The following is a 25,506-nucleotide window of genomic DNA, read 5'->3' as shown; positions in this document are numbered from 1 at the left end:
TACAAATTTGATTACCAGTTTGGAGGATAACGTAATGATTTCAAACCTAAATGGTAAATTTACATAATGGATCACACACCAAACCTCTAGCACGCATCTCATTTTCAAACATTATTGTATCTCTTGGTTTCATTTCTGATACCCATAAACTACACTATGAGCGAACATATGGAGGAATCATGGATTACGGCTATCAAGAGCGCATAGTAGCGCTGCTCAAGGCAAACAAAATCACCAACCACGAACTTGCGGAAGCCATCGGCAAAGGAAAAGCCACCATTGGTCGATATCTAACAAAAGGCCCTACACGGACATACCCATCCATAGAAGATTTATCGCTAATCGCCTCCTACTTTAATGTGCAACCTCACTGGCTGTGCTTTGGCGTCGGCAATCAAAACACCGACCCGAGTGAACTCAACATGGCTGCAAGCAGCAGTGCGACTATGTTGTCGGTATACAGCCGAGCAGAAGTAAGCGAACTCCTTGAGACAGGCACAGCAGCGAGTAAAGGCTCTATACCCGTCCCTCCTGAATATAAAAACTGTTTTGCTGTGTTGTATCCAGTTGGCGGGGGCGTTTCCTACAAATGGGACTGTGTAGCGTTGGTAAATCGCGAGTTAGAGTGGATCAATGACGATATCGTTCTGGCTCGCTTACCGGGTAATCCACACCCAGACTTTTTTACTTTGGTTAAGGTCGGTACCACTATTCATGTCTGGTATGGTGACGACACGTCGAAGAACGCAATACATCAGGTTCAAGACGATGAAATTGAGATTTTAGGCGTAGTACGTTGGGGCACTTGGGAAAAACGGATTTAGGAAGCCAGTATGGCCTGAGTTCAAATCAGGTCATTCGTGCAAAGACAAGGAATGAGTCATGCTTCTCGACACAGTGGTACAGAGTTTTAAACGGTTCCAAACCGATTGTCAGGCGCTATGTCTTCAGCACTATCCTGCCGTACACAATGGCGGCTTAACGAGTCGCCACCTCTCTGCAGCTTTCGCTCGGCGACTTAAAGCAGACATAGAGCAGCATGCACTTGATGTGAGTATCGCTCCACTCGATGAAGAAGGTAATAGCCAGTTACGTTGCGCCTATCGCGTTTGTACACCTTATGGCACCATTTGGGTATTGGCGTATCACTTTGTAAACGGAAATCAAACCAGTCGCGAGCATGTCTTTTCTTTAGTTCAAGAATGGTTGGCGGAATATCAATACGCCGTCCAAAAGCGCGATCTTTTGGTCGTACTCGCCGATCACTGGCTGAGCCGGTGCCATCAGAGTCGCTCGTTGATTAACTGGTGGAGTGATGAGCTCCCTGAAGACGACAGCCATTACTTAAAACAAGGTGTCAAACTGCTCGGTTCTGACACATCTATGAGCCAAGAACTATCTCAGCGCTGTCAACTGTATCCAAGTTACCTGACCTACCTGCATCCGTTAACCAAACCTTGCTCCGGTGAGCCGGTGATGAAATACGTCCAGCTTTACGCTGTAGCAACACTCTAACTCGCCTGCTCTGCGAGTTATCCACCAACTTTACCTTCGCTCCATTTGTCATTAAAGCTTCATCAAAACTTTTCATAGTGGTTTTACCCATTTGCTCGCTACAAAGATCGTGAAAAGTTTAAAACGCTATCAATACGAAAAGTATGCCGTACTTTGCAATCTCGCTTACCCAAGAGTGTTTAAGCAAACACGATATGGTTTTGACCCTAATGGGCAACGCATAGTGGCAAATCGCTATGGTAAAACTGTGGTGCGAATATTGTGGAGTAAAGACAAAGAAGAAGCCGTCATCGTAATAAAAGGCTCGCATAGCCTGACCGATTGGCTGCTCACATTTGCTATGTGGCAACGCCATTGCAAAGCATTTGGCTTGAATTATCGAATCCACGCTGGTTTTCATTACATACTCAACCAAGAGAGCCAACCCACTCATAAAAAAGATCGCCTTGGCATTAGCTTGTTCGAACGAACCATTGAAATTGCTTCGGCGCTCATTGAAAGTGGTAAACGCGTGACTATCACCGGTCATTCTTCTGGTGGCGCTATCGGCTGTGTCATTGCTGATGCACTGGAACAAAAATACCCAAAATCAATAAAGCGGATCGTTACATTTGGTCAACCAGCTATAGGTAACCATAGCTTTAAAAGGCGTTTTCGGCTCGCTCACAAAACCTATCGAGTCTGCTGTGACTTGGATGTGGTAACCTTCTTACCTCCACTCCCTTTGCTGTATTGGCATGTGGGCAAGGTATTATGGCTCTACAACGGTCGAATCTATGAAAACACTCCTACTCTAGTTCGTCTCGGTCGCTCTTTAGTATCATGGATTATTCGACCGTTTTCTTATCACTTAATGAGCAAATATATTCGCAATAAAGACTTCTTTGATGAAAGGTAAAGTGAGAGCGAGTTCAAACTTTCGGTATAAAGCCGACTGTAACTTAGTGAAATCTCAATTACCCTCATTTTCTAAGCAAACTTGATCTAACTCACTCATCGCACCGATAAAAACTGTAACCATCTAATTTATCAACCTTTATGTCCCAATTTTGAATAATAAACTGTACAGATAATCGCCAGAGGTTAGATTTACTAGAAATTTAAGTGATACCGGTCGAGACTTCTATTCACCGAACAGATTTGACTTGTTTGGCAACCATGACAAGATGTGGAACATAATTAATCGTTTTGTTAGACCATGCTTTTAACCGAAAAACACCAGTTCAACCAATGTATCCGTATCGACGATACCGGCTGTTGCATTGCTCAGTACAAAGACCTGACGCTGAAAAGTGTGTTTCAACCTATTTTTAACGCAGACAATGCCATTATTGGCATGGAAGCACTGGTCAGGTTGGTGGATCTCAATGGTGATCCCATCCCACCTAATCTTTATTTTCAAAACGATCAGATTACCCTGGCAGATCAGCTCAACGTAGATAGATTGAGCCGCGCTATCCATCTTCGAAACTTCAGCATGTCGCAATATCGAGAGCGTCTGATATTCCTTAACTTCTTACCAATTTCTAGCGAACGTCTTGCTGCGGAAGGGATACGTTCTTCGTTATTGATGTCACGTCTAAAGGCATTGCAGCTTGATAGCCGGCGTGTGGTAGTTGAACTCGTAGAGCTCACAGCATTTAGCCCTAAATCTCTAGCTTCTGCTGCAAAACACTTAAATGAAGAAGACTTTTTAATTGCCATTGACGACTTTGGCTGCAAAGAATCCAGCCCAGAACGCGTTGCTCAAGTTAAGCCCAATATCTTAAAGCTCGACAGGCAATTGCTGGTTGATTATATGGGTGGCAACCCTCAGTCACTGCTGAGCGGGATTAAACTGGCAAAAGCGTGTAACGCGAAAACCGTGATTGAAGGCGTTGAGACCGCAGCGCAGCTTGAGGCCATGAAAGCGCTTGATATAGATTTTTACCAAGGGTATCACCTCGCGATGCCGCAAACGCTCTACCCCCGTCTTAAATTAGTCAGCTAGAAACGTTTACCCAACATGAAGGTAAAACCTTCGCGAGTTTTGCCACTTTGAGCCATTAATGACGCTTCCCAATTGTCAGTGAACTCTTTTTGCATACCCACCATGGTCGACCAGCGACTTGACGTTTGCGTCGCGCTAAAGCGGATATCACCCAGCTGACCTTTAAGCTGGCGCTGATAGTCTTGATATTGACCTCCCACCACAATGCGCCAGCCACTGTCACCAATATTGAACCCGATCAGCGGCGTCACCACCAACGCATCTAGACTAACCCCAACACCCGATACCGACGTTGACACGTATTGAGCATCAATGGTTGTGAAGAACTGTTTATGACCATAGGCCAGTGTTGTGCCAACCGCTGTGATAGTTGAAGACGTTGCCATACCGTTTACTTCAAGGCGGGCTAAATTACCATTTGAAAAATCGCTAACGCCAATGGAAATATCCGAAGAGGTCACCGCTTTTCCTATCATGGCGTTAAAGCCCCAAAATGGCAGTATCCAGACGTCACCACGTAAGGCAACAATGCTCGTGGTATTCGTTGTATTGCTGCTACCATCGGGGAGAATGTCATCAACAGGTTCGCCATCGATTTTAAAATCCCCCAATTGCATCAAATCTTCTTGCTGATGGGTAAACAGTGACAAGCCAACTGGTTTTGGCAGTTTAATACCCATATCCCTAACCCTGTCACCAAAGAAAGGCAAAGTACGACCGTAATCTTCGTCCTTAACACCCGTATCATCATTCGATATAACCGGTGACACGTAACTTACAGAGAGCAAGAGAATATAAAAGGGAACTAGGGCTCGTTTCATTGGTTGGAATTCAATTTAAAACAGGGAGCGCGATACTATCAGGGAGTCACGAACAAAAATAATTCTGATTTTGTATGCAAACAACCTTGAAAATCACTGATTTAAATACAACTTAATCAGTTCAAGGAGAGAGTTTATGGAATCATCATCAAGTTATTTCTCGCGAGCACTACAAGGATGCATTGCGATGTTACCGCTGAGTTTAGCGGTTGTACCGTGGGGATTTTTGGCAGGCTCATTTGCTATCGACTCCGGGTTAACGCCTATGGAAGGACAAGCGATGAGCGCGATTTTATTTGCTGGTGCCGCGCAGCTTGTCGCGATGGGAATGATAAAATCCGGTGCCACACTGCTCACTATGGTCGTTACCATCTTTTTTATCACATCACGCCATTTTCTTTATAGTTTGTCGATGCGTAACCACATTGTCGGTCTGCCGATTCGCTGGCGTTTAGCTCTTGGATTTCTGCTTACCGATGAACTATTTGCCCTCTGCGGTCACCATAAACCAGAGAAGTTTGATCGCTGGTACGCGCTCGGTGCAGGTCTTTCCTTCTATATTATTTGGAACATCGCAACTCTGGTTGGCATCGTCATTGGTGCGCAGATCCCTAACTTACAGCAGTACGGGCTTGAGTTTGCGGTAGCCGCGACATTTATTGCTATTGTCGTACCAAACATCACGACACTGCCGATTTTTCTCGCTGCTGCTTCTGCCCTAATCTGTTCAGTTATCTTCGCAGCAATGGGCATCGAACTTGGGCTGGTGATATCGAGTATTGTCGGTATGACGGTTGGGTATTTAAGTGAGGAGAAGCTAAAACGATGACTTACTTAATCATTGTGGTGCTGACAGCCATCGTATTTTTGAGCCGCTATTTGTTTCTAGAACCCAAAGTTCCGCTTCGTATTAGTAGCAGCGCGCAGCGATTTTTAGCCTACGCTAGCCCAGCAGTTTTAACAGCGATTTGGGGACCAATTGTATTTTTGCCTCACGGTGAGCTGGCATTGGAAGATAACCTGCCTTATCTACTCGCCGCGACCTTTGCCATTGTCTTAGCTCGGATTATTAAAGACGTATTAATCACGACCATAGTTAGCATCTTAGTGTTTCTCGTCTTAAACTTGTGGGTATTCAACCACTAATCGCTGAGATGTTATGGAAAACTCATCGCCTAACAGAAGCATCACTTTAATGACGTGGCTTGGCTATCTTGGTCTTATCCCATTTGGTCTTTGCATCGCTACATTCACCCCAGAGGCTACCTTTGTGGGTGCGAACACGAGAATGTTATTCCTTTCTTACAGCGCCATCATTTTGAGTTTTCTATGTGGCATATTGTGGTCGCATGCGCTGACTCACTCTTCGCATAAACTGTCGTTTCCCATTCTCACGCTCAGTAACCTGATTTGTTTAATGGCGTGGCTGGTGATTGTCATCACTCCTGAGCAGTTTCGATTAGGCATAGTCGTCGCGCTTGCTGGCTACGTTTGTGTCTGGTTAGTTGAGAGAATCAAGCTCAATGCGCTAGGGAATGAGTTTCCAAAGGCTTACCAACGACTAAGAAGCCATCTCACCGTTGGGGTTGCGGTAGCGCATATCATTGCTTTCGCCGGCGCTATTTAAGCTTGTCTTTTTGCTTGGCTTTTCGAAGAGCACGGTTCGAGCTACCTGCCTCAGGTTTAGACGGAACATCACGTCGCTCGTGAATGAGGTGGCGTATAGACAAGATTGGATGCGGCAATAACATCCTGGGACCTGCGTAACGCATCACCGCCTTCATCTGCTGTTTTTGCTCCGGCTTATAGCAATGGATTGGACATTTATTACACGTTGGCTTACTTTCTCCATAAGGGCAGCGATCAAGTTTTATTTCTGCGTAAGTGAGTAACGCTTTACAGCTATCACATAGCGCCTTGGAGCCATGCTGCTGTTTGCAATAAATTTCCATCATAGCTTTGACGGTTTTAAACTCGGTTTCTAACGCACCAACTAAAATGTCACTGGCTTTTTTCATAGCAACCTTTTCCGCGAGAGAGCCTAAGCTAACGCGTACCAATTAAAAACGGTTCTTCTATCGCAACAAACTCATTTGCCGCTTCAATTAAGTGATTCGCAGTCAAACTCGCGACTCCAACAACCGTAACCCGAGAGCCGAAGCGTTGCTGAATGCGATCCACTAAAACTTCAAAGTCCCCATCACCGGAAAGTAAAATAACATTTTCGACATCACGTGCCACTTCAAACACATCGAGCGCAATTCCAACATCCCAATCCCCTTTGGCACTGCCGTCAGAACGTTGGATAAAGGGTTTCAACTGAACATCAAAACCGATCCCACGCAAAATATGGTGAAACTGTCTCTGTTTTGGATCGTGGGAAGCAATGGCATAGGCTCTGGCTGATTCAATATTAAATCGTTCACTGGCCCAAGCCCAAAATGCGTTGTAGTCAAAGCGTGCACCAAACGCTTGCCTGGTGGTGTAGTAGACATTTTGTACGTCCACAAAAATAGCTGCTGAATTCATAGTATTGCTTGTCCTTTTATGATGTTGGCAGTGTAACAAAAATATTGTCCGCAAGTGGAACTTAGTGAGACGAATCTCAGTAGCTAAACTTAACGTATAACCTTTTGGTTGTTTGCTTGGAGGCAATTATGAAAGGCATAGGTATCGTAGCCCTTGCGGCACTGTTTAGCGCCACAGCGTGTGGCTACCCAGAATACGCTAAAAAACACGGTAGTGATGTTGACACTCACGGTAGTTACCACAATGACCAGCAAGACGCCGAGTATCATAGTGGCGGCTACTACCAAGGACTATCACACCGTAGCGTTATGTATTTTGCACCCAGCAAGGATGTGCTTGTCGATGAGTTCCTGTTGGGGACACTCATCAATGAATGCGCTCTCGATGAACGAGATGTTGTGACCATGGTGATCACCAAAGACGGCTTTTCATCACCTAGCTGGGTAAAAGACACGTTTGATTACAGCAAGCTGGTTAAAATGTACGACATTCGAGAGGGTGACCATACTGCCGTTTTGATTGGCAAAGATGGGACAGAGAAATTGCGTTGGGGGCCAACCACCAATTGGATTCAAATCAAAAAAACGATTGATGAAATGCCAATGCGAAGAGCAGAAATGGCTCGAGCAGCAAGCCGCTGCTCGATATAGCAAAATCTATTGAATCTAGAGATCGCTACGGAGTCTCTTTTTGAGCGAGATGACTGCTCACTAAGCTCGCAACCATAATGGCAAGGTAAAAACTACCCGTAATCGACTCTAAGAACACGAAGAAACGCGGGATGGCTAGAGCCGGGGAAATATCACCATAACCGACTGTAGTTAGTGTGATAAAACTAAAGTAAATAACATCGAACAGGTTATCTAGCCAAGGTTTCGCCTCCAACCCGTTAAAGGGTTCAACGAACAGTTCGAGTTGGATCAAATAAATGAATGAGAAAGAGAGACCGAACAACAGATAAACGCATATTGAGCCAACAATCTGATTGAGTGTCACTTGCTTCGGCATGATGACCTGCCTGAGCGCTGAAAAAGTCTGAGCTAATACGAAAAACAGTAATGCAAACAAGGTTACCAACGAAAGGTCATAGTCCTCGAACAATGAAAACACGCCAGATGTTACTGCTACTGTGATCATCACTGCATACCAAGATCGGTAAAATGTCTGCTTTCTATGTACACCAACAATCGAAGTACTCATGCAAAGAATAATCAAAGCCAGTACATAGTCTTGAGCATCATCTTTAAACTGATGCACCACAGCGCTCAAAAAAAACAGCACCAATAATGACCCAAGTAAAAAGAAAAAGTTATCGTCTTTACTCATCAATTTCATGAAATAGTTGTCTCCTGACTCTAGAGCATTTCTTTGGCGATTAAATGCAGCAGATACGTTTCTCGCTCAATACTCATGCCTTTCTTATCGCTCTCTGCGATAGTTTTCTCGTTGAAAGCAATGGCTTCATGAATGTTAACCCAGATTGGCTTCATACCATTTTTGACTTCATAGTCTTCATAAGCGGTCTCGCCAAGCTCTCGATCCACTTTGCAAGAGTAACAAAATGAAATCATGTGCATCACATCCGCATCGTCTTTGTACCAAGGACGAAACTCTTCATAGATACCAAATGGTTTAATCCCGTGGATATTTTGAGCGCCCGTCTCTTCTTCTAACTCGCGAACCAAACCTGCAATAACATCTTCGCCCTCATCAATGCCGCCTCCCGGTAGGGAGTAATCATGATAACGCTCGGTATAGAGAAGCAGAATATCTTCACCATCAACGACAATTGCACGAGTCGCGTTTCTTTTTACTATGCCCTTGTTATCAAGATGGTCGATATCTGGGTGAATGGCTGTAGTGAGTTGTCTCATAGTCTTGCTCTGAGTTAGTCTATTTTTCGTGAAGTTTACCACAAAAATATCAAGTTACAGTTCAATCTCAGTTTCTCATCAAATGAGATGAGACAATCATTTACCAGAATGTTAACATCCTCACCTCGCCTAAAGGGATGTTAGGCAATAATAGTCATAACACCTAAAATATCCCAATTATTATGAAACCAAGCATTTTTTTCTTCGTGGCCGCTTTGTCTACCGCTGATGTTGCTCTCGCAGACGCAACTGATACCACGGTAACTGAAGCGGATCTCCTCAAACAAGCAGTACGCTACGATCAAACACTTACCGAACAGCAGCTCAATGCATCGCACCAAGACCCAATGAACGCCCTTGGCTATCGTTCGATTTCAACGAACAGTAGTTTTGAAGAGTTGAGGCAAGACGATACGCTTACTCAAATCGATTTCAACGAGTCACCCTACCGAGTCTCCCTTTTCAACCCTCAAAATGGCGAAGACAGTGAAAGACTTTGGTCTCAAACTAAATCCATTTTTGGTTACGGCGTAGGTGTTGCTGGTGTGCTAGCTTTGATGCCTGAATCGATCACCAACTGGGAAAAAGACGACATCAAACTGATGAACAAGTGGTGGGATAACGTGCGATCTGGGCCGGTTTGGGATCGTGATGACCACTTGATCAACTATGTTGGACACCCTTACTTTGGCGGCGTTTACTATCAGGCAGCTCGTAAATCGGGTTATCGTCAGTGGGATGCATTTATGTACTCAACATTGATGTCGACTTTCTACTGGGAATACGGCATAGAGGCATTCGCTGAGGTACCGTCGATTCAAGACCTAGTAGTTACACCGACGCTTGGTTGGGTTTATGGTGAATGGGCCTTTAATAAAGAAAAAGAGATACGTTTAAGAGGCGGCACGGTAATGGGCTCTGATGCGCTTGGCTCAACCGCCCTATTCTTCCTTGACCCGGTCGACAGTTTAGGTCGCGGCGTAAATAACGTGGCAGGCAAAGAAATTATAAAAGCGGGAACGGGTTTTGTTGGTGTGCATTCAAATGTTCTGCGTAATGGTGATATCGAAACCAAATATCAAATGCAGGTACAGTACGCGTTTGGTGCTGGTGAAACCGCAGATAGCCTAAAGCGCCGTCAGAAAAAAAGCTACCAGCAACATACCGACGACCCTGTCACTTACGGTATTGTTGGTGTGAGCGCAGGCTTCGCCTATCCGCAACTTGATAAAGAGCGCAATCTGAAAAATGATTTTGCACCCGCCTTCACGTTAGGTTTGTACTTTACCAACCAGCTCTCTGCACGACTTGGTTATATGCAAGGTAACTATGAGTCCACAACGGACAACCAGAAGCATATTTATGAAAACTACAGCTTTGATGTGCAGTATTACCTATTCGAAAACTACGCATTTAAGCCTTACTTCAATGCAGGCGTTGGAGAAGCGATGCTCAACAAAGATCGTGATACTAAGAAACTGCAGTGGAATATTGGTACTGGTGTCCATTACACACTCAATGCCAACTGGGCGCTTCAAGCCGATTGGAAGTACAACTATCACCGCAATTCAGGCGCTCGCGATAGTCTATGGGGAACACGGTTAATTTATCGCTTTGGTGAAGGCAACAAATACATTTAACAGCTTTAAATCAAGCGTTTGTAGGAATTCTGGGAACAAGTGGGCATTCACAAGGATTATTTGGTGAATTTATCGATAATTTGACCAAATCAAAACACTTTTTGTTAGAAATCTCCTACACTTAACCAAAAGCCTAACTTCCAACTAGGAGATATAATGAAAAAAGTACAATGGATGATTGGCGCTGTAGCAGTGGGCATTCTAGCAGGCTGTGCCAGCGAACCGGATAAGTATGATGTGGATGAAATTACTGTAGAGAGTGATCCTGCTTATGTCTATTGTGTTGAACAAGGCCACAAGCTACAGCGTGTAACTGAAAACGGAAAGCGCGTTCCTTACTGTGTGTTATCGGAAGAAGAACGTTACACAGTTTGGGATTTTTACGAAAAGCGTAACCAGCAAGATAACTAATACGTATAACAACAGAAAGTACACGTAATAAAAGAAAGTACTCGTGATAATAGAAAGGCCAGCTCATCAACGAGCTGGCCTTTTTACTATTTATTCAAGTGCTATTTACTCAAGTGCTATTTACTCAAGTGCTATTTACTTGGCTTGTTTTTACAATGCTCGATCGCAGTTGCCATAAGCTCTAGTGCAGACGTTTCACATGCTGGCAATGCCGCATCGCTTATCTCAACAGGCGTTACACGCTCACCCCACTTAATGTGGCCGGCACCCCATGTTAGACCTGCACCAAATGCTGCCAATAGCAGATCATCATTCGGCTTAATCTTACCTTGCTCTAGTGCTTCACAAAGTGCAATTGGCACAGTCGCCGCAGAGGTATTGCCGTAGTTCTGAATATTTACGAACGCTTTTTCTTGGTCAATGCCAGACAAATCACACAGTGTTTGAATGATGCGGATGTTCGCTTGGTGCGGAATCACAACATCGATGTCGTCTTTTGTCAGGTTAGAACGAGATAGAACGGTGTTCGCCGCCGCTCCCATGCCTTTTACTGCACGCTTAAAGATCTCTTTACCAATAAAGTCAAATTCAAAGTAACCGTTATCTGCTGCAAAGCGCTCCATAGACGTACCGAACTTAGGCACGGCCAGAATATCACGGCCTTTTGCATCACAGCCGATTTGCGCATCTTGCAAGCCGACTTGTTGCTCCGTTCTTGTTAGAACTGCTGCGCCTGCACCATCACCAAATAATACTGCTGTATCACGTTCAGTCCAATCAATGAAGAAAGAAAGACGCTCTGCACCGATAACAATAGCGTTACGGTAGTTGCCTGACTGAATCAGTTTGGTTGCGGTTTCTAGGCCATAAACAAAGCCTGTACATGCAGCATTAAGGTCAAAAGCCGCGGCTGCTGGCACACCTAAGTTCTGTTGAACGCGCGATGCAGTGTTTGGAATCAACGAGTCAGGTGAACACGTTGCAACAATAATCAGATCAACCTCATCAGCCGTGATACCTGCACACGCCATCGCGTGTTTCGCTGCTACTGTCGCCATATCAGATGTGTTGACATGGCTAATACGGCGATTTTCAATACCGGTACGAGTGCGAATCCACTCGTCTGACGTTTCCATTACTGTGCTGAGGTCATGGTTTGAGAGAATTGCTGGTGGAAGGCACTTACCCCACCCAGTAATTTCGGCGTAAAAAGTTGTCATTGTGTACCTATTTTCTTATAGTTTTCGCCAATCAAGATAAACAAGCCATATCAATCGCTAACTTATGATAATGAGAGATAATTTCTTGCTTATCTTGACTATAGACGACTGAGTATACTCACATTCACGGGTTCAAAGAAGTCTGATTAGTCAATTTTAGCTTCCTAAACCAAGTGCTCGCTCGTCTGTAAATAAAAACAACAGGAGAAAACGTCATGTCTACTATCACCACCCGCTGCCCACATTGCCAAGGTATGAATCGACTACCTGTCGATAGAATCGCCGAATCACCAAACTGTGGTCGCTGCAAGTCGCCTCTTCTTGACGGTGCGCCGATTGAAGGCACTGCAGATAACTTCTCAACGTTGTTGAATAGCGAGCAGCCTATTGTGGTCGATTTCTGGGCTACATGGTGCAATCCTTGCGTCGGTTTTGCTCCAGTATTTCAACAAGTTGCAGAGGAGCGTCAAGGCAACGTCCGTTTTGTCAAAATTGATACCGAAGCGCAGCAACAACTCGCTGCACAGTTTCAAATCCGTAGCATCCCAACCATCATGGTATTTAAAGGTGGTCAAAGACTCGATACCATTAATGGGGCATTGCCGAAATCTCAGTTTGATCAATGGCTCAATCAGGCGCTCTCAAAAGGCTAGCTAACCTTCATAGCACTCGTTGCCAAATACTACTTATCAAAGGTCGGTTTATCAAAGGTCGGTCTTGTTAATTTTTGCTTGCGATAAGCAGAAGGTGAACAGCCGACCTGTTTTGTAAAACGATGGGTAAAGTTAAACGGGTCTCGGTAACCTAGTCGCTCGGCAATCATTGATACCGACCAATCGTTGTTTTCTAGAAGGTCGCAGGCTTTTTCCATTCTTAAATTGATCAGCCTGGCTCTTGGTGAAACGCCGTACAATTGCTTACTGATTCTCGAGAGCTGCTCTTCGCTCAAATAGGCTTTTGTCGCCATATCTTTCACTGTCCAAGGTAGGTGCAACTGTCCCTCTATCTGAGAAAACAGAGCCTGTACTCTCACCGTTGAGTCATTCGTTTGCGACTCAAACCCTGTAATCAAGCGACACAGCTCACTCACCAACAACTTACGGTAGCTCGAGCGCCCGCCAATCTCAACATACAGTAAGGTTATCAACGCCCAAATCCGTTCGCAGCCATTAAAAGGTAAAACCTTTTGACCAATCTTCGCAAACATGGTCCAGCGCTGAGTCGGTTTAGGCAAAAACCAAATCATGCGCCAATGATTATATTGAGGGTTGATTTCAAATCGGAACGAGGTATTCGCAGGCAGCACCACAATAGAATAAGGTTCTATCGCTAACACTTCCGTTTTTGTGATCAGTACTCCTCCCCCTTCAATGGTAAAGAGAATGGTGTGGACATCCACACCCTTACGCTCGACATGGTAGCCATCCAATAGGTTGGCCATTCCAGCCATAAAAATGTCTTCAGCGGCAAACTCAGGAACATCACTGGCAGATAAGAATCGCTCATCACAGTGTTCAGACAAATACACTTCGTCCACCCACTCTGTTTTGCTGTTAAATTGCTCAATGACGGATTTGCACAGGTTTTGTCTATTTTTGAACATGGTTTCACAATGCCGTTTTTTTTATATTAGCCACGTTTATCACCCAGTCACATTCCGTGATTTTCTTTTCTCTAATTCACTCAACTTTTTTCTAGTTCACTTAAATGGGAGGCAGCTATGACAACTCAACACCATCATAAGTCATCTAACGGTGTGGCTTCAAATCAACTCTTGTCCGCCGTTGTAAAACTTGGTTTCCCAGTTGCTATTCAGAGTGCGCTAGTGGCTATTTTGGCACTCGCCGATGTACTCATGGTGAGTGATATTGGTAAAGAAGCAACCGCAGCGGTGGGGATCGCCTCAAAGTGGCATTTTGTGGCGATTATGATCATGGCAGGCATGGCTTCGGCCAATGGTGTGCTGGTGGCTCAGTATTGGGGACGTGGTGACAAAACCAGCGCAAATACCATCACTCGACTATCAATGGTCTTTGGTGCCAAGTTACTTGTTCCCGTTACATTAGTGATTACGCTGTTCTCTAGTTACATCATGATGCTGCAAACCACGGATGGCCGTGTTATCGAACTAGGAGCCACTTACCTTTGGTATGCATTCCCAGTGCTTATCCTGACACATATTGTAATCGTTGCTGAATCCGCTATGCGATCTTCAGGCGATGCCGTAACACCACTGTTACTTGGTGCTTTAACCATTGCCATCAACATTGGACTTAACTTTTGGCTTATCAAAGGTGGCTGGGGTGTACCTGCGATGGGGGTAGCTGGAGCGGCTTTGGCAACAACTATTTCTCGGCTGCTCCAAGTCATTTTTATCTGGGGCTACTTAAATCTGCGCCGTCATTGGTTGATCACCGAACAAGTACTAGACAACACAACACGTCTCTGGAACTCCTACAAATCACTTGCCGTTCCAACCACATTAAACGCCGTGCTGTGGGCAATGGGCACGCTAATGTATCAAGTGATTTTTGGCCATATGGGAACGACGGAACTCGCGGTATTTAGCATGATGGGACCGTTTGAATCGCTATGCTATTCCTTGTTCTTCGGGATCTCTGTCGCCTGTTCGATATTACTTGGACAATCTTTGGGTCGAGACGAGTTTGAACAGGCATTTAGCATGTCGCAGACCTTCATTAAAGCCGTATTGGTGTTTGGGCTGATGATTGGTTGTGGACTCCTGTTGGGGCGTGAAAGCATTTTATCTTGGCTAAACCTAGACACAGCAGAGCTCTACCCTATCGCTTCTCCAGCGATGGCCATCTTGTGCGGGGCAATTTGGCTGCGTATGCTCAATATGATCATCATTAACGGTATTCTGCGTGCGGGTGGTGATAACAAGTTCTGTTTGCGCATGGACTTCATTGCGATGTGGATGGTGGGCTTACCATTAACAGCAAGCGCCGCTTTTGTTCTTGGGCTTGATTTTAAGTGGGTCTACGCGTGTATGCTATTTGAAGAAGTAGTGAAGTTTTCACTTTGCTTCCATCGTTACCTCAAGCGCTACTGGATGAACAACCTCACCCTTGCCAGCGCTTAGTCAAAGACGAAAAAAAGAGCAAAGCTCTCAACAGCTTTGCTCTATTAGTTACCTGCCGTCACTAGGCTCGCTCGAAGTGCGACAGAAGTTTAGGGTTGATCCTGTCATAACACTCATATTGCATCGCGTGACCTGCGTCTTCAAATACTTCGAGCTCGACGTTACTACCCAATAACTCTTTTACCCGTTCAGCATCTGATAGTGGAATCACCTTATCTTCCTTGCCCCATAGCAGTAACTTAGGTATCGCAAGTTTTCCGACTTCAGCGAAGTCATCAGTTGGATCTTTCGCAATCAAATGACGCCCAGTGCTAATTATCGCTCTTCGAAATCCCTTATACATCATCTGTTCACTGAACTTATCAGCCCAGTAAGGAAAACACTCGGGTTGCACTAGATCATTCGCCTGATTACTTGGAAGCTTAGGAATGAACAACAGATAACCGAGCCATTTGCCAATTACAGGCAAAGTGAGAGGGCCAATATCCACCGGTTGATTAAAAGGCGCTACATAGCCGACGCTAAGAATATTACTCGGGTTTTTAGCCACAAAAGCCGAAGTGATTGCTCCCCCCATCGACAAACCAACAATATGGAATGGCTTATTCGGAGCCAATTGCTGTGTAAGCTGTCCAATTTGGTCGACAAACAGCTGCTTGTCATACTTTACATTGGGACGAGATGAATAACCGCGACCATACAAATCAAATGTTAAAACCCGATAACCCGCATTGGCGACCACTTTGGTATTATTGTCCCACATATATGAAGGCGCAGAGAAACCATGCACGAACACAACCAAAGGCGCATCTGGCGAACCTTCTAGTTGATAATGGATGTGGCCAAGCTGAGTCTCGATAAACTGACCAGGAGCTTCCGCACGATGCACCTCATTTAGCGAGTATGTCTCTTTGTTGACCATTAAGGGGAGTAGCGCTAAGAAGCAGAAAATGGCAATCAATGCCACGATTAAAGTCATTGCAAGTCTCGGTTTTTAATACGGAACGGTATTGTAGGAAGCCGAGCTTAATTTACTAGGTGCTAGGATTTCAAAACCATGAAACAAGGGCATAGTTAATCGACGCTACTATACATAATACCGCCACATTCTGTTAGCGGCATTGGCAAATAGGCAACCGAGCTCTTATTGTATTAGCCTATGACAGGTAATTGCTCATTTCATGAAGTAGTTTCTCTCGTCTAACAGGTTTTGGTACATAGGCATCCATCCCTGCATCAAAACATTTCTGGATATCGTCATCGACAACACTAGCGGTCAGCGCAATGATGGGCGTTGGCGTCATTCCTTGCTGCTTTTCATAATCGCGAATGTCTTGTGTTGCTTCAAAGCCATCTTTCACTGGCATCATACAATCCATAAGAATGACGTCGTAGCGGCCGTTGCGCTGAAATAGCTCTACCGCTTCAGCACCATTGTCTGCGATGTCATACTGGTACCCAGCCTTCTCCAAGTGCAAAGAGGCGACTTTCTGGTTGACCAAATTGTCTTCCACTAGCAAAACTTTAGTACTCGATGTTTTTGCTGCTGCATTAATTGGGGCGCTATTGTCATCTTCAAGTTTGGGCTTTCGCTGACTAAGTTCAGTTTCAATATCAGCCACATTAGCAGTCTCAACATTGAAAGTTGGCTCCACATCTTGAGCAGGCACTTGTTGCCCATCTAGTTCCTGTTGTTTCAACTCAATCGCAGTCACAATTTTCTCTTTGAGAATCTCGGCCTTGAATGGCTTAGGAACATAATCGTCCATACCGGAATCAAAGCACTTCTGAATATCATCATCGACCACACTCGCAGTCAAAGCGATAATTGGCGTTCGAGCCAAACCAAGTCGCTGCTCCGTCGCACGGATGTTTTCTGTCGCTTCAAAGCCATCCATCACTGGCATCATGCAATCCATAAGGATAAAGGTGTAATTCTGGTTTTTCTCAAACAGCGTTACCGCTTCTTGACCATCATTTGCGATGTCATACTCACAGCCAATTTTCTTGAGATGTAAGGTCGCCACTTTTTGGTTCACTAGATTATCTTCGACGAGTAACACGCGAATGCGGTTATCAATGCTGGCGATTTGAGTACTCGTGTATACGCTACCCTGTGCCAATGCTTTACAACAGGCTTCGATGGATTTCAGTAGGCGATTGCCAAGCAGTGGATAAGTAATCAACGCACAAATATTACGACCAAAGTCTTTATTGGCGCTATCAAATTGTCTGATAAGGCAAATTGCAGTACCTCTCCCGTTAATGTCCGCGAAACGCTTGCTGTCTTCCTCAGAAGATGTACCGCCACCATCAACATAAATAAGGATGGTTTTTGAGTCTACTTTATCGAGGTTCAACTCAGCTAACGTCGGTGCGACGCTATCTACCGTCATACCATAAAATGCTAAGTCACGTTTGATTCGCTCCTCGTGGGAACTTGAGTTACATACCATCACCAGTTCATCAAAAAGAAGTGGGTTGCGATGTTGGTACTCTCTTTCATCAATGGCTAATGGCAACGTGAAGTAAAAACGGCTCCCAACGCCTTTTACGGAATCAAGTTGAATTTTGCCGCCCATGAGCTCGATCAGCTGGGTACTGATTGCAAGCCCGAGTCCAGTACCGCCAAACTGCCTTGTGGTTGAGTCATCTTCTTGAGCGAACGCTTCAAAGATCTTCGACTGCCTTGCTTTATCAATACCAATCCCAGAGTCTTTCACTTCAAATAACAAGTTCGCCAAATTGTCCGACTCAACCTGATACTGTACGCCGATGGTTACGCTGCCTTCCTCGGTAAACTTGACCGCATTGGACATAAAGTTCATCAATACTTGACGCATACGATGGTCATCGGCAAGCACACGGAATGGTACTTTGGCATCAATATCAACATTGAGCTCAATACCTTTTTCTTTCACTTTTGGTGCCACGATGGAGGCAATATCGTAAATGGTTTCGCGGATGGATGTAGAGTGAGGATTGATTTGCAGCATGCCCGATTCAATCTTAGAGAAGTCGAGTATGTCGTTGATTAGGCTCAATAATAAATGTGACGATGTCTCAATGGTATCCACATAATCTTTTTGAGTTGCGGTTAAATCGGTATCGGAAAGGACTTCAGAAATACCAATTACACCATTCAATGGGGTTCGAATTTCATGCGACATATTCGCCAAGAAACTGCTTTTCGCTTTACTCGCCTGAATGGCATCTTCTTTGGCTTGCTCTGCATCTTCTTTGGCTTCGAGTAGTCGTCTTTCACCTTCTCGTCTTTCATGGGTAAGGCGCTCTACCTCTTTTGCAAAACGGCTGAGTTCATCCTTACCACCAATTTTTCGGCTCAATGACACCGCCTGCGTTTGATCTTCGTCTTTTTGTTCGAGGAAAGTGAGAACCAAACCAAGATTTCGCGTCACCCTAAGGGCTAAGCTAATACCTAAAAAAATCAACATGATAGTAAGCAATGTTACTACAGATAGAAACGCAATCCGTTGTTGTTCAAACCCTGTTACTAAGGTTCTAATCTCTTGCCTCAATTGCTCTTCAATGGCTAAAGAGACACCTTGAATTAGATTGGAACGTAGATTCAGTGCGTCCAAACCTGCTTTGATTTCAGCACTACCAAGAGTAGTAATACCTTCACTGCTTAGCAGAATATTTCTAAACAGGCTGCTCTCTTCAAATGCGGGGTTAGAGAAGGAATCCAGCAGTAAATTAACTTGCATAGGGTCAGCGTTGATCGCGACAAAACGTTCCACAAAAAGCTGCTGATTTTGAACTAAGTTAGCTATCTCCTGCTTACTGTATTGATCTCCTGTTTCTCCATCTTGGTAGGCTTGAACTAAGGTTTGGGTTTGCCAAATTTCTTCATTAGCCCAAAACACCAGCCATTCAAGCTGAGATAGAGCGACCATATGCCCACTGACCACCGGCAAAACGCCCTTCGCAGGTGATTGTTCAATAATCATAATAATCTGTTTATAGGTATCGACCTGCCATTCCACCAGTTCTTGCTTTTCTATAAAGTCGGCAGCTTCGGCAATGGAAACGACACTTTCCTGGTAGTCATCAAGCAAACCAGATAAGCGAACAGCGACATCTGAAGGGAAAATTTCTGGTCCCAGGGATTTTAAGGTTTGCATCGAACTCGCAATATCAACAAGTCCCGCTGTTGGACGAGCGTCATGAGTTTTCGACTGTATATCGGACAACACTTCTGAATATCGAACTAAGCGCTCAACTTTTTCGAGGTCGCTAAGCTGGGCATTAAGGACGCTTATCTGCCTTGTCGCCAAGTAGACAATAAGTGCCATGGGTAATAGCACCAACAACAGCATCTTTTTCTTTACCGACAGGTTATTCCAAAACTCAAGTTTGTTCATTCCGTTGCCCAACACTTGTTAGCACAATAGTTTAGATACAGTAAGTCTAGGAAAACTATTGGTTTAGTCGAGTTAAATGACAAACTAATTTATAAATTGATAGAACTATATGGGTTAGCTCTCATCTTTATCTACTCATTGCTGTGCTTGCTCAGGGTCTAGATAGCGATTTAAGTTTGTTAAAAGCTTGTCCAACTCAGCAAGAGGGAGCGCTAAAGACTTGGGTTCTGTTAGCTGTACTGTCGCTTCTACAAATTGACGGATAGTAGGTAGCTGTTCGTAAAGTGGGGTGAAGAGACCGCTGGTGTGATCAACTTGCTTATCTAGCGCTTCAAGCGATGCTAGGGCAATTCGATACGGCTCTGCTGCCAGTTCGCTCAGTGGTTCAGAAAATACTCCGGTCACCGCTCCCTGAAGATAGACACGATAAATCGTCAATCTATCAAATAAAACAAAGAGATTTCCTTGGGTTTCCTTGTGAGGATAAGGCACAAACACATGCTGAAGCGGATCGTAGGATAGTTGAATAGCAAGTCCCGCTTGTTGGCAGCACTGCACCAAGTACTTTAGCAATCCTTGCTGATCGAGTAACCTCTGAACGGTAAAAACTCGATACAGATGATAATCGTTGGAGAGCAACGTAACCCTAATAGGACGACTGCCAGGAGGGACTATCCCGCTTTCTGTCAGTTCTTTTGCCAATAGTTGAATATTCTCGACCGTGTTCGTCGATGCATCTTCTACTAAAATTGCGCCCATTTCTTGAATGTCTGTTTCAGTCACAAGGCGTTGAAAATATTCAAGCATTGCCGCTGCTTCTGAACGCGACTGTCCTTCGGTTATTCCACCGCAAAAAGCAACGATGGTAGTAGACATATCTTGGTTTTTAACAATTTCGGCAAGGGCTTCAACACGAGACTCGCCCTCAAGAGTTAACGTGTCCTGATTGAGGCGCTTGCCGAGCACGATAAGTAAGTTGTCGAATTCCTTTTCACTTACCATCTTAAATTAAACGATTTCCCATGAGTGAGTCATGGTGACGCCTTCAGCAAGCATAAGACAAACTGAGCAATACTTTTCTAACGAGTCCTTCGTGACCTTTTCGACCAACGCTTCATCGAGTTGATTGCCTGACACAACAAAGTGGATGTTCACTGCAGTGAAGATACGTGGTGCCGTCTCACGGCGTTCTGTCGTCAATTTAGCGGTACAAGCGGTAACATCTTGATTTACCGATTTAAGACCATCAACCACGTCTACCGAGCTGCATCCACCGGCTGCCATCAACACCATCTCCATTGGACTTGGCGCTGTTTCGCCGCCGCTACCGTCCATAACGATGGAATGACCTGACTGAGATTGACCTAAAAATTTGAATCCTTCGATCCATTTCACTTCCGCTTGCATATAAACCTCTGCATGGTAATTGGGAATGACGGCAAAGATAGTAACCCGTCACGTTGTGAATTTGAAAGTTTTTGCGCGTTTGTTGTGTCTTATTAAGAAATTAGACCACCACGTCTTAGGAGTAACTATGACAAACTTAGCCAAACTACTTCTTTCACTCGTTGTCGCGGTACCTGCGCTGTTTGCCCTCACTAGCCATTCAGGCATGGCAAATAGCCAAAAGCCTAATGCAACAGCGCCGCAAGTCGCAACATTAGCAGGCGGCTGCTTTTGGTGCACCGAGTCAGACCTCGAACAGCTCGACGGCGTTGTTGATGTTGTTTCCGGTTACGCGGGCGGGACTTTGGAAAAACCAACCTATCGACAAGTTGCTAGTGGACAGACCGAGCACATTGAAGTGATTCAGGTAACGTTTGATGCTGATGTCGTCAGCTACGAGCAAGTACTCGACCATTTCTTTAGACACATTGACCCTACAGACGACAAAGGATCGTTCGTAGATAGAGGTGCGCAATACCGACCTGCCGTTTTCTACCACAACGGCGAGCAGAAAGCGGTGGCTCAATCATTTATGGCTGAAATCGACGCGCTTGGTGTGTACAAAAAGCCGCTCGCGACAGAGTTGATTGAATATACAACGTTTTGGCCCGCGGAAGATTACCATCAGGACTATTACAAAAACAGCAGCTTGAAATACAAGTACTATCGCTACAACTCAGGCCGAGACCAGTATTTAGACGACATCTTTGGGGACGACCGTATGGACAAACCAGTTACCCTTAGAGAGATGATAAATCGCAACAACCAACCTGCAGCCCAAGTGTACAAGCGCCCTACGGATAAAGATATTAAGGAGACCTTGACGGCATTACAGTTTTACGTGACTCAAGAAGACGGTACCGAAAGACCTTTTGACAACACATATTGGGATAACAAAGCGGACGGTATCTATGTCGATGTCGTGACCGGAGAACCACTGTTCTCTTCTACCGACAAGTACAAGTCTGGTACCGGTTGGCCAAGTTTCACTAAGCCTATTGATGAGCGTTACATTGTCACGACAACAGACTACAAACTTCTTTATCCGAGAACTGAAGTTCGTAGCAAATTTGGAGATTCACACCTTGGACACGTATTTAAAGACGGCCCTGCTCCAACAGGCCTACGCTACTGTATGAACTCTGCCGCGTTGCGATTTGTACCGAAAAAGCTTCTCGCGCAGCAAGGCTATGAAGAGTTCCTACCTTTGTTCGACAAGTAAGTTTGGCGAAGCGTACCTATGCTGCAAGCGCGGAGCTAACATTAAAACTTGAACGCACGCGACATCGATGATCATTCCAGATGTCGCGTTTCTTTATCTGCGCTATACAAATGATTACTATGAAAAATACCCACAATCACTGATAATTAACCTATTGATAATTAACAAGTGTCGTCTCAATGAACGGTTCAATGGAATTTTTACAGCGCTACGTCGAGTCATTTGGCTATGATTGGCTTAGCAATGTTTTGCTCATCACCGCTGGCAGTTTTGTTCTCTGGCTTGCCTGGCGTGTTATTTATGGTCGCTTAGAAGCGATTACCGCAAAAACCCAGCTCGCATGGGATGACCTCGTTATCCGAGCTTTAAAAACTCCCGTCAGTACGCTTATCTGGGTTTGGCCAGCTACCGTCTCCGTTGGGCTCATTGTCGCTTCACATTCTGATAAGGACACCATTTGGCTTGGTAAGATCGACCTTATCTTAGTCATCACCACCTTTATCTGGATATCACTGCGTCTGATTCAAAATGTCGAAGAACATGTTTTAGAGCAGAAAAAGCGCGACGAGACGACAGTACAGGCCATTGCTAAAGTTGCTCGATTGTTTTTTGTGACCATTGGTATTCTTACCATCATGCAAGCTCTGGGGCTGAGCCTCTCAGGTCTACTTACGTTTGGTGGTGTCGGTGGTTTGATTGTCGGTTTGGCCGCTAAAGATCTCCTGTCTAACTTTTTCGGCGGTATGATGATTTACTTCGACCGCCCTTTTAAAGTCGGAGATTGGATCCGCTCTCCAGATCGCGCTATCGAGGGGACTGTCGAGCGCATTGGCTGGCGTATGACCATCATTCGAACGTTTGATAAAAGACCGCTTTACGTACCAAACTCCGTATTTAGTAATATCGTGGTTGAAAACCCGTCCCGAATGTTAAACCGTCGTATCTATGAGAAGATTGGCCTACGTTACGATGATGGTGACAAGATGGAAGCCATTGTCGATGACGTTAAGATAATGCTTGAAGGCCACAAAGACATTGATAGTCGCCAAACCTTGATGGTTAATTTTGACGCCTTTGGTCCATCATCACTCAACTTTTTTATTTATACCTTCACTAAGACAGTGAACTGGGCACGCTACCATGAAGTGAAGCAAGACGTACTACTGCAAGTAATGGGGATAATAAAGAGTCATGGCGCCGATATCGCCTATCCTACGCAAACACTAAAGATCGATCCCGTTGTCATGGCAAATGACGAGGCTCAATCCAAGCATATTATTCAGCCGTAATCTTGCGAAATTGAAAAAGGGCTCATTCGAGCCCTTTTTGCTATTCGAAGCATAAAACCTATCGAAGTGTAAAACTTATCGAAGTGTAAAACTTAAGTTAAATCACACCCAGCTCACGCAAGCGTTCCATAAGATAGCTGTTCGCCGTGTATTTTTCTGAAAGCACTACTTCCGGTTTAGGATGCAAAAAAAGTGGCAGCGAAATACGTGATGTTTCCTGTTTTTCTCCCGACGGATTGATTACACGGTGTGTGGTAGAAGGAAAATACCCACCGCTCGCTTCTTGAAGCATATCGCCGATATTGATAATAAGATTACCAAAATCGCAAGGGACGTCTAACCATTCACCCTCTTTGCTTAGCACTTGAAGTCCTGGCTCGTTAGCTGCAGGAAGTACGGTAAGAAGGTTTATATCTTCATGGGCAGCCGCGCGGATAGCCCCTGGCTCTTCTTCCCCTGTCATTGGTGGGTAATGCAATACGCGAAGAAGCGTCTTCTCACTGCCATTGATCATTTCTGACAGTGCAATAGAGAACTTTTCCTGCACTTCCACTGGCGCATGCGCCTCTACCCAGCCCAGTAACTCTTTAGCAAAGCTGTTCGCTTTATCATAGTACTCAAGAATTTGAGCACGCAACTCTGGTGGGATCTGACCCCAAGGGTATACGTGGAAGTACTCTTTAATGTCTTTGACACTGTGGCCTTTTGCTACTTCCGACACAGTCGGCGGAAAGTAGCCATCTTGCGTTTCTACATTAAATTGGTAGTCGTTTTTCTTCTCCGACATAAAAAACTGATACCAGTTTTCGTAAATAGACTCCACAAGCTGCTGGGGAATTGGATGGTTTTTAAGCACGCCAAACCCTGTTTCGCGTAGCGATGTGACAAACTTCTCTGCGGCATCTGCCGCTTGATAATCGACGGTTTCTAATTTCATGACTTTACTTTCTTATCGTTATAGTGCGACGCCGATGTTAAAAAAAAGTGCGACCTTTTACAAAGATTCTCATGTCACAGTTTGTCATCGAGTTACTCTTTTGTGCACTTGATCGCCAATTAAACACAATTAGTAATTGAACAGCGTTTTATTATACCTATACTAAGCTTACTCCATTCTGTATAGATAAGTTAACGCATGAATTATCAAAGCTCGACCCGTTTTTGTCCTAGCCTTACCTTACTTAGCGGACTCTACTGCTTAGTGTTTCTGTTTTCCGCAATCGCGCCCAGTTCACGGGCAGTGTGGGTCGCCGAAATCATTCCTGCGGTTGGCATTCTTGTCTGTATTTGGTTGGTTTCAAGAAAGTTTCAATTCTCTAAACTGGCTTACCTATTGATGTTCATTTGGCTGTCATTACACACCATTGGCGCTAAGTACACCTTTGCGGAAGTACCGTTTGATTGGTTCAATCAGTTGATTGGCTCGGAGCGTAACAACTTTGATCGTGTCGCCCACTTTTCCATTGGCCTCTATGCCTTTCCCATTGCCGAATATGTCTACCGCACTCGCGTTATGAACAAACTGCCTGCCATGATGTTTGCCCTCTTCGCTATCATGAGCTTAGCGGCGGCGTATGAGATCATTGAATGGTGGTACGCCGCGCTCGCTGGCGGCGATGAAGGAATTGCCTTTTTGGGCTCGCAAGGGGATATTTGGGACGCACAAAAAGATATGCTGTGCGACACGCTCGGAGCGATAACAGCATTAAGCCTGTTTTGGCTTACCTCGCCAACTAGGGATTAACGTGCTGTTTGAGCCAATTGAGGTAAGGTCGATAGCCTGCCTCAATCGGCAGGGCGACCACTTGTGGTACTTCGTAATCATGGTTGGCCACAATGGTTCGTTCTAGCTTTGAATAAGCCTCGTTGGTGGATTTGATAATCAACAGCACTTCTTCATCACAGCACAATTTTCCATCCCAAACATAGTTACTTTCAATCTGTTGGGTTTGGATACAGGCCGCGAGACGCGATTCCAGCAAAACTTTGATCAAGCGGTCTGCTTGCTGCTTAGACCCTACTGTTGTCAGCACCGTAATAGCGTTTGATTTCATCAAATCC

28 protein-coding genes are annotated in these 25,506 nt (G+C 44.9%); 15 read left to right on the top strand and 13 right to left on the bottom strand.

Annotation, left to right across the window (positions count from 1 at the left end; genetic code table 11):
• The first annotated feature begins 179 nt into the window (after window positions 1-179).
• From ACVA6Q_RS04450 to ACVA6Q_RS04435, 4 genes are all read left to right on the top strand, one after another.
• Window positions 180-824, top strand: coding sequence for a helix-turn-helix domain-containing protein (locus tag ACVA6Q_RS04450; protein ID WP_446646665.1), 645 nt, complete (start codon window positions 180-182; stop codon window positions 822-824).
• A 58-nt stretch (window positions 825-882) separates the two neighbouring features.
• Window positions 883-1,515, top strand: a complete 633-nt coding sequence (locus tag ACVA6Q_RS04445; RefSeq protein WP_446646664.1) for a hypothetical protein — start codon at window positions 883-885, stop codon at window positions 1,513-1,515.
• 109 nt (window positions 1,516-1,624) lie between these two features.
• The gene (locus ACVA6Q_RS04440) at window positions 1,625-2,413 is read left to right on the top strand and encodes a lipase family protein (protein WP_353499368.1); all 789 of its coding nucleotides are present in this window, start codon (window positions 1,625-1,627) and stop codon (window positions 2,411-2,413) included.
• A gap of 300 nt (window positions 2,414-2,713) precedes the next feature.
• Window positions 2,714-3,505: an EAL domain-containing protein gene (locus tag ACVA6Q_RS04435; RefSeq protein WP_353499369.1), complete on the top strand. Its 792-nt coding sequence runs from the start codon at window positions 2,714-2,716 to the stop codon at window positions 3,503-3,505.
• Here the strand turns inward: ACVA6Q_RS04435 and ACVA6Q_RS04430 are convergent.
• Window positions 3,502-4,326, bottom strand: coding sequence for a hypothetical protein (locus ACVA6Q_RS04430; RefSeq protein WP_353499370.1), 825 nt, complete (start codon window positions 4,324-4,326; stop codon window positions 3,502-3,504). The two genes, ACVA6Q_RS04435 and ACVA6Q_RS04430, sit on opposite strands and share 4 nt — an antisense overlap.
• 136 nt (window positions 4,327-4,462) lie before the next feature.
• On the opposite strand from ACVA6Q_RS04430, the gene ACVA6Q_RS04425 reads away from it, so the two are divergent.
• Genes ACVA6Q_RS04425 through ACVA6Q_RS04415 form a run of 3 tightly spaced genes read left to right on the top strand, consistent with a single transcriptional unit; the run spans window position 4,463 to window position 5,953 of the window.
• Entirely contained in the window at window positions 4,463-5,155 is a 693-nt protein-coding gene (locus ACVA6Q_RS04425) for an AzlC family ABC transporter permease (RefSeq protein WP_353499371.1), read from the top strand.
• The gene (locus ACVA6Q_RS04420) at window positions 5,152-5,472 is read left to right on the top strand and encodes an AzlD domain-containing protein (RefSeq protein WP_353499373.1); all 321 of its coding nucleotides are present in this window, start codon (window positions 5,152-5,154) and stop codon (window positions 5,470-5,472) included. The genes ACVA6Q_RS04425 and ACVA6Q_RS04420 overlap by 4 nt, the downstream gene beginning before the upstream one ends.
• A gap of 13 nt (window positions 5,473-5,485) precedes the next feature.
• On the top strand, window positions 5,486-5,953 hold the full coding sequence (locus ACVA6Q_RS04415) for a DUF3429 domain-containing protein (RefSeq protein WP_353499374.1): 468 nt from the start codon (window positions 5,486-5,488) through the stop codon (window positions 5,951-5,953).
• On the opposite strand, the gene ACVA6Q_RS04410 is transcribed toward ACVA6Q_RS04415, so the two are convergent.
• Together ACVA6Q_RS04410 and ACVA6Q_RS04405 are read right to left on the bottom strand one after the other, a co-directional pair.
• Window positions 5,946-6,344: a nitrous oxide-stimulated promoter family protein gene (locus ACVA6Q_RS04410; RefSeq protein WP_353499375.1), complete on the bottom strand. Its 399-nt coding sequence runs from the start codon at window positions 6,342-6,344 to the stop codon at window positions 5,946-5,948. The two genes, ACVA6Q_RS04415 and ACVA6Q_RS04410, sit on opposite strands and share 8 nt — an antisense overlap.
• Before the next feature lie 28 nt (window positions 6,345-6,372).
• The gene (locus ACVA6Q_RS04405) at window positions 6,373-6,855 is read right to left on the bottom strand and encodes a LabA-like NYN domain-containing protein (RefSeq protein WP_446646663.1); all 483 of its coding nucleotides are present in this window, start codon (window positions 6,853-6,855) and stop codon (window positions 6,373-6,375) included.
• Window positions 6,856-6,983: 128 nt separating this feature from the next.
• Here ACVA6Q_RS04405 and ACVA6Q_RS04400 point away from each other — a divergent pair, with 128 nt between their 5' ends.
• Complete coding sequence (locus ACVA6Q_RS04400) at window positions 6,984-7,505, top strand: DUF4174 domain-containing protein (RefSeq protein WP_418642941.1); 522 nt, start codon at window positions 6,984-6,986, stop codon at window positions 7,503-7,505.
• 25 nt (window positions 7,506-7,530) lie between these two features.
• Here ACVA6Q_RS04400 and ACVA6Q_RS04395 read toward each other — a convergent pair whose 3' ends face one another.
• Together ACVA6Q_RS04395 and ACVA6Q_RS04390 are read right to left on the bottom strand one after the other, a co-directional pair.
• Entirely contained in the window at window positions 7,531-8,190 is a 660-nt protein-coding gene (locus ACVA6Q_RS04395) for a potassium channel family protein (protein WP_353499378.1), read from the bottom strand.
• Window positions 8,191-8,210: 20 nt separating this feature from the next.
• On the bottom strand, window positions 8,211-8,729 hold the full coding sequence (locus tag ACVA6Q_RS04390; protein ID WP_446646662.1) for an NUDIX hydrolase: 519 nt from the start codon (window positions 8,727-8,729) through the stop codon (window positions 8,211-8,213).
• A 182-nt stretch (window positions 8,730-8,911) separates the two neighbouring features.
• Between ACVA6Q_RS04390 and ACVA6Q_RS04385 the strand changes: the two genes are divergently transcribed.
• A complete protein-coding gene (locus ACVA6Q_RS04385; protein WP_353499380.1) occupies window positions 8,912-10,369 on the top strand; it encodes a DUF3943 domain-containing protein in 1,458 nt (485 codons plus the stop codon).
• A gap of 156 nt (window positions 10,370-10,525) precedes the next feature.
• Window positions 10,526-10,780, top strand: a complete 255-nt coding sequence (locus ACVA6Q_RS04380; RefSeq protein ID WP_353499381.1) for a putative hemolysin — start codon at window positions 10,526-10,528, stop codon at window positions 10,778-10,780.
• Between the two features lie 131 nt (window positions 10,781-10,911).
• Here the strand turns inward: ACVA6Q_RS04380 and ACVA6Q_RS04375 are convergent, their stop codons facing one another.
• A complete protein-coding gene (locus ACVA6Q_RS04375) occupies window positions 10,912-12,000 on the bottom strand; it encodes a beta-ketoacyl-ACP synthase 3 (protein ID WP_446646661.1) in 1,089 nt (362 codons plus the stop codon).
• Window positions 12,001-12,215: 215 nt separating this feature from the next.
• Between ACVA6Q_RS04375 and trxC the strand changes: the two genes are divergently transcribed.
• Window positions 12,216-12,653: a thioredoxin TrxC gene (trxC, locus tag ACVA6Q_RS04370; protein ID WP_446646660.1), complete on the top strand. Its 438-nt coding sequence runs from the start codon at window positions 12,216-12,218 to the stop codon at window positions 12,651-12,653.
• A gap of 29 nt (window positions 12,654-12,682) precedes the next feature.
• Here the strand turns inward: trxC and ACVA6Q_RS04365 are convergent, their stop codons facing one another.
• A complete protein-coding gene (locus tag ACVA6Q_RS04365; RefSeq protein WP_353499384.1) occupies window positions 12,683-13,603 on the bottom strand; it encodes an AraC family transcriptional regulator in 921 nt (306 codons plus the stop codon).
• Between the two features lie 117 nt (window positions 13,604-13,720).
• Here ACVA6Q_RS04365 and ACVA6Q_RS04360 point away from each other — a divergent pair, with 117 nt between their 5' ends.
• Complete coding sequence (locus tag ACVA6Q_RS04360) at window positions 13,721-15,103, top strand: MATE family efflux transporter (protein WP_446646659.1); 1,383 nt, start codon at window positions 13,721-13,723, stop codon at window positions 15,101-15,103.
• A gap of 61 nt (window positions 15,104-15,164) precedes the next feature.
• Here ACVA6Q_RS04360 and ACVA6Q_RS04355 read toward each other — a convergent pair whose 3' ends face one another.
• From ACVA6Q_RS04355 to ACVA6Q_RS04340, 4 genes are all read right to left on the bottom strand, one after another.
• On the bottom strand, window positions 15,165-16,082 hold the full coding sequence (locus ACVA6Q_RS04355; RefSeq protein WP_446646658.1) for an alpha/beta fold hydrolase: 918 nt from the start codon (window positions 16,080-16,082) through the stop codon (window positions 15,165-15,167).
• A gap of 178 nt (window positions 16,083-16,260) precedes the next feature.
• A complete protein-coding gene (locus tag ACVA6Q_RS04350; protein WP_446646657.1) occupies window positions 16,261-19,488 on the bottom strand; it encodes a response regulator in 3,228 nt (1,075 codons plus the stop codon).
• Between the two features lie 135 nt (window positions 19,489-19,623).
• Window positions 19,624-20,490 carry a YdcF family protein gene (locus ACVA6Q_RS04345; RefSeq protein ID WP_446646656.1) on the bottom strand — a complete coding sequence of 289 codons (867 nt, stop codon included), beginning with the start codon at window positions 20,488-20,490 and terminating at the stop codon, window positions 19,624-19,626.
• Between the two features lie 6 nt (window positions 20,491-20,496).
• Window positions 20,497-20,895, bottom strand: a complete 399-nt coding sequence (locus ACVA6Q_RS04340; RefSeq protein WP_353499389.1) for an OsmC family protein — start codon at window positions 20,893-20,895, stop codon at window positions 20,497-20,499.
• 127 nt (window positions 20,896-21,022) lie between these two features.
• Here ACVA6Q_RS04340 and msrB point away from each other — a divergent pair, with 127 nt between their 5' ends.
• Both msrB and ACVA6Q_RS04330 read left to right on the top strand, forming a co-directional pair.
• A complete protein-coding gene (gene msrB / locus ACVA6Q_RS04335; protein ID WP_446646655.1) occupies window positions 21,023-22,156 on the top strand; it encodes a peptide-methionine (R)-S-oxide reductase MsrB in 1,134 nt (377 codons plus the stop codon).
• Window positions 22,157-22,347: 191 nt separating this feature from the next.
• Window positions 22,348-23,445 (top strand): mechanosensitive ion channel family protein, encoded by a 1,098-nt coding sequence (locus ACVA6Q_RS04330; protein WP_446646654.1) that lies wholly within the window; start codon window positions 22,348-22,350, stop codon window positions 23,443-23,445.
• A 97-nt stretch (window positions 23,446-23,542) separates the two neighbouring features.
• Here ACVA6Q_RS04330 and ACVA6Q_RS04325 read toward each other — a convergent pair whose 3' ends face one another.
• The gene (locus ACVA6Q_RS04325) at window positions 23,543-24,382 is read right to left on the bottom strand and encodes an isopenicillin N synthase family dioxygenase (protein WP_446646653.1); all 840 of its coding nucleotides are present in this window, start codon (window positions 24,380-24,382) and stop codon (window positions 23,543-23,545) included.
• A gap of 198 nt (window positions 24,383-24,580) precedes the next feature.
• Between ACVA6Q_RS04325 and ACVA6Q_RS04320 the strand changes: the two genes are divergently transcribed.
• Entirely contained in the window at window positions 24,581-25,189 is a 609-nt protein-coding gene (locus tag ACVA6Q_RS04320) for a DUF2238 domain-containing protein (protein WP_446646652.1), read from the top strand.
• Here the strand turns inward: ACVA6Q_RS04320 and cutA are convergent.
• Complete coding sequence (cutA, locus tag ACVA6Q_RS04315; protein WP_112462632.1) at window positions 25,179-25,499, bottom strand: divalent-cation tolerance protein CutA; 321 nt, start codon at window positions 25,497-25,499, stop codon at window positions 25,179-25,181. The two genes, ACVA6Q_RS04320 and cutA, sit on opposite strands and share 11 nt — an antisense overlap.
• Window positions 25,500-25,506: the final 7 nt, after the last annotated feature.

The sequence above is a fragment of the Vibrio sp. DNB22_10_4 genome (genome assembly GCF_052879755.1).
Note: the sequence above shows the minus strand (reverse complement) of the source record. Positions and strands in the feature narration are given on the sequence as shown.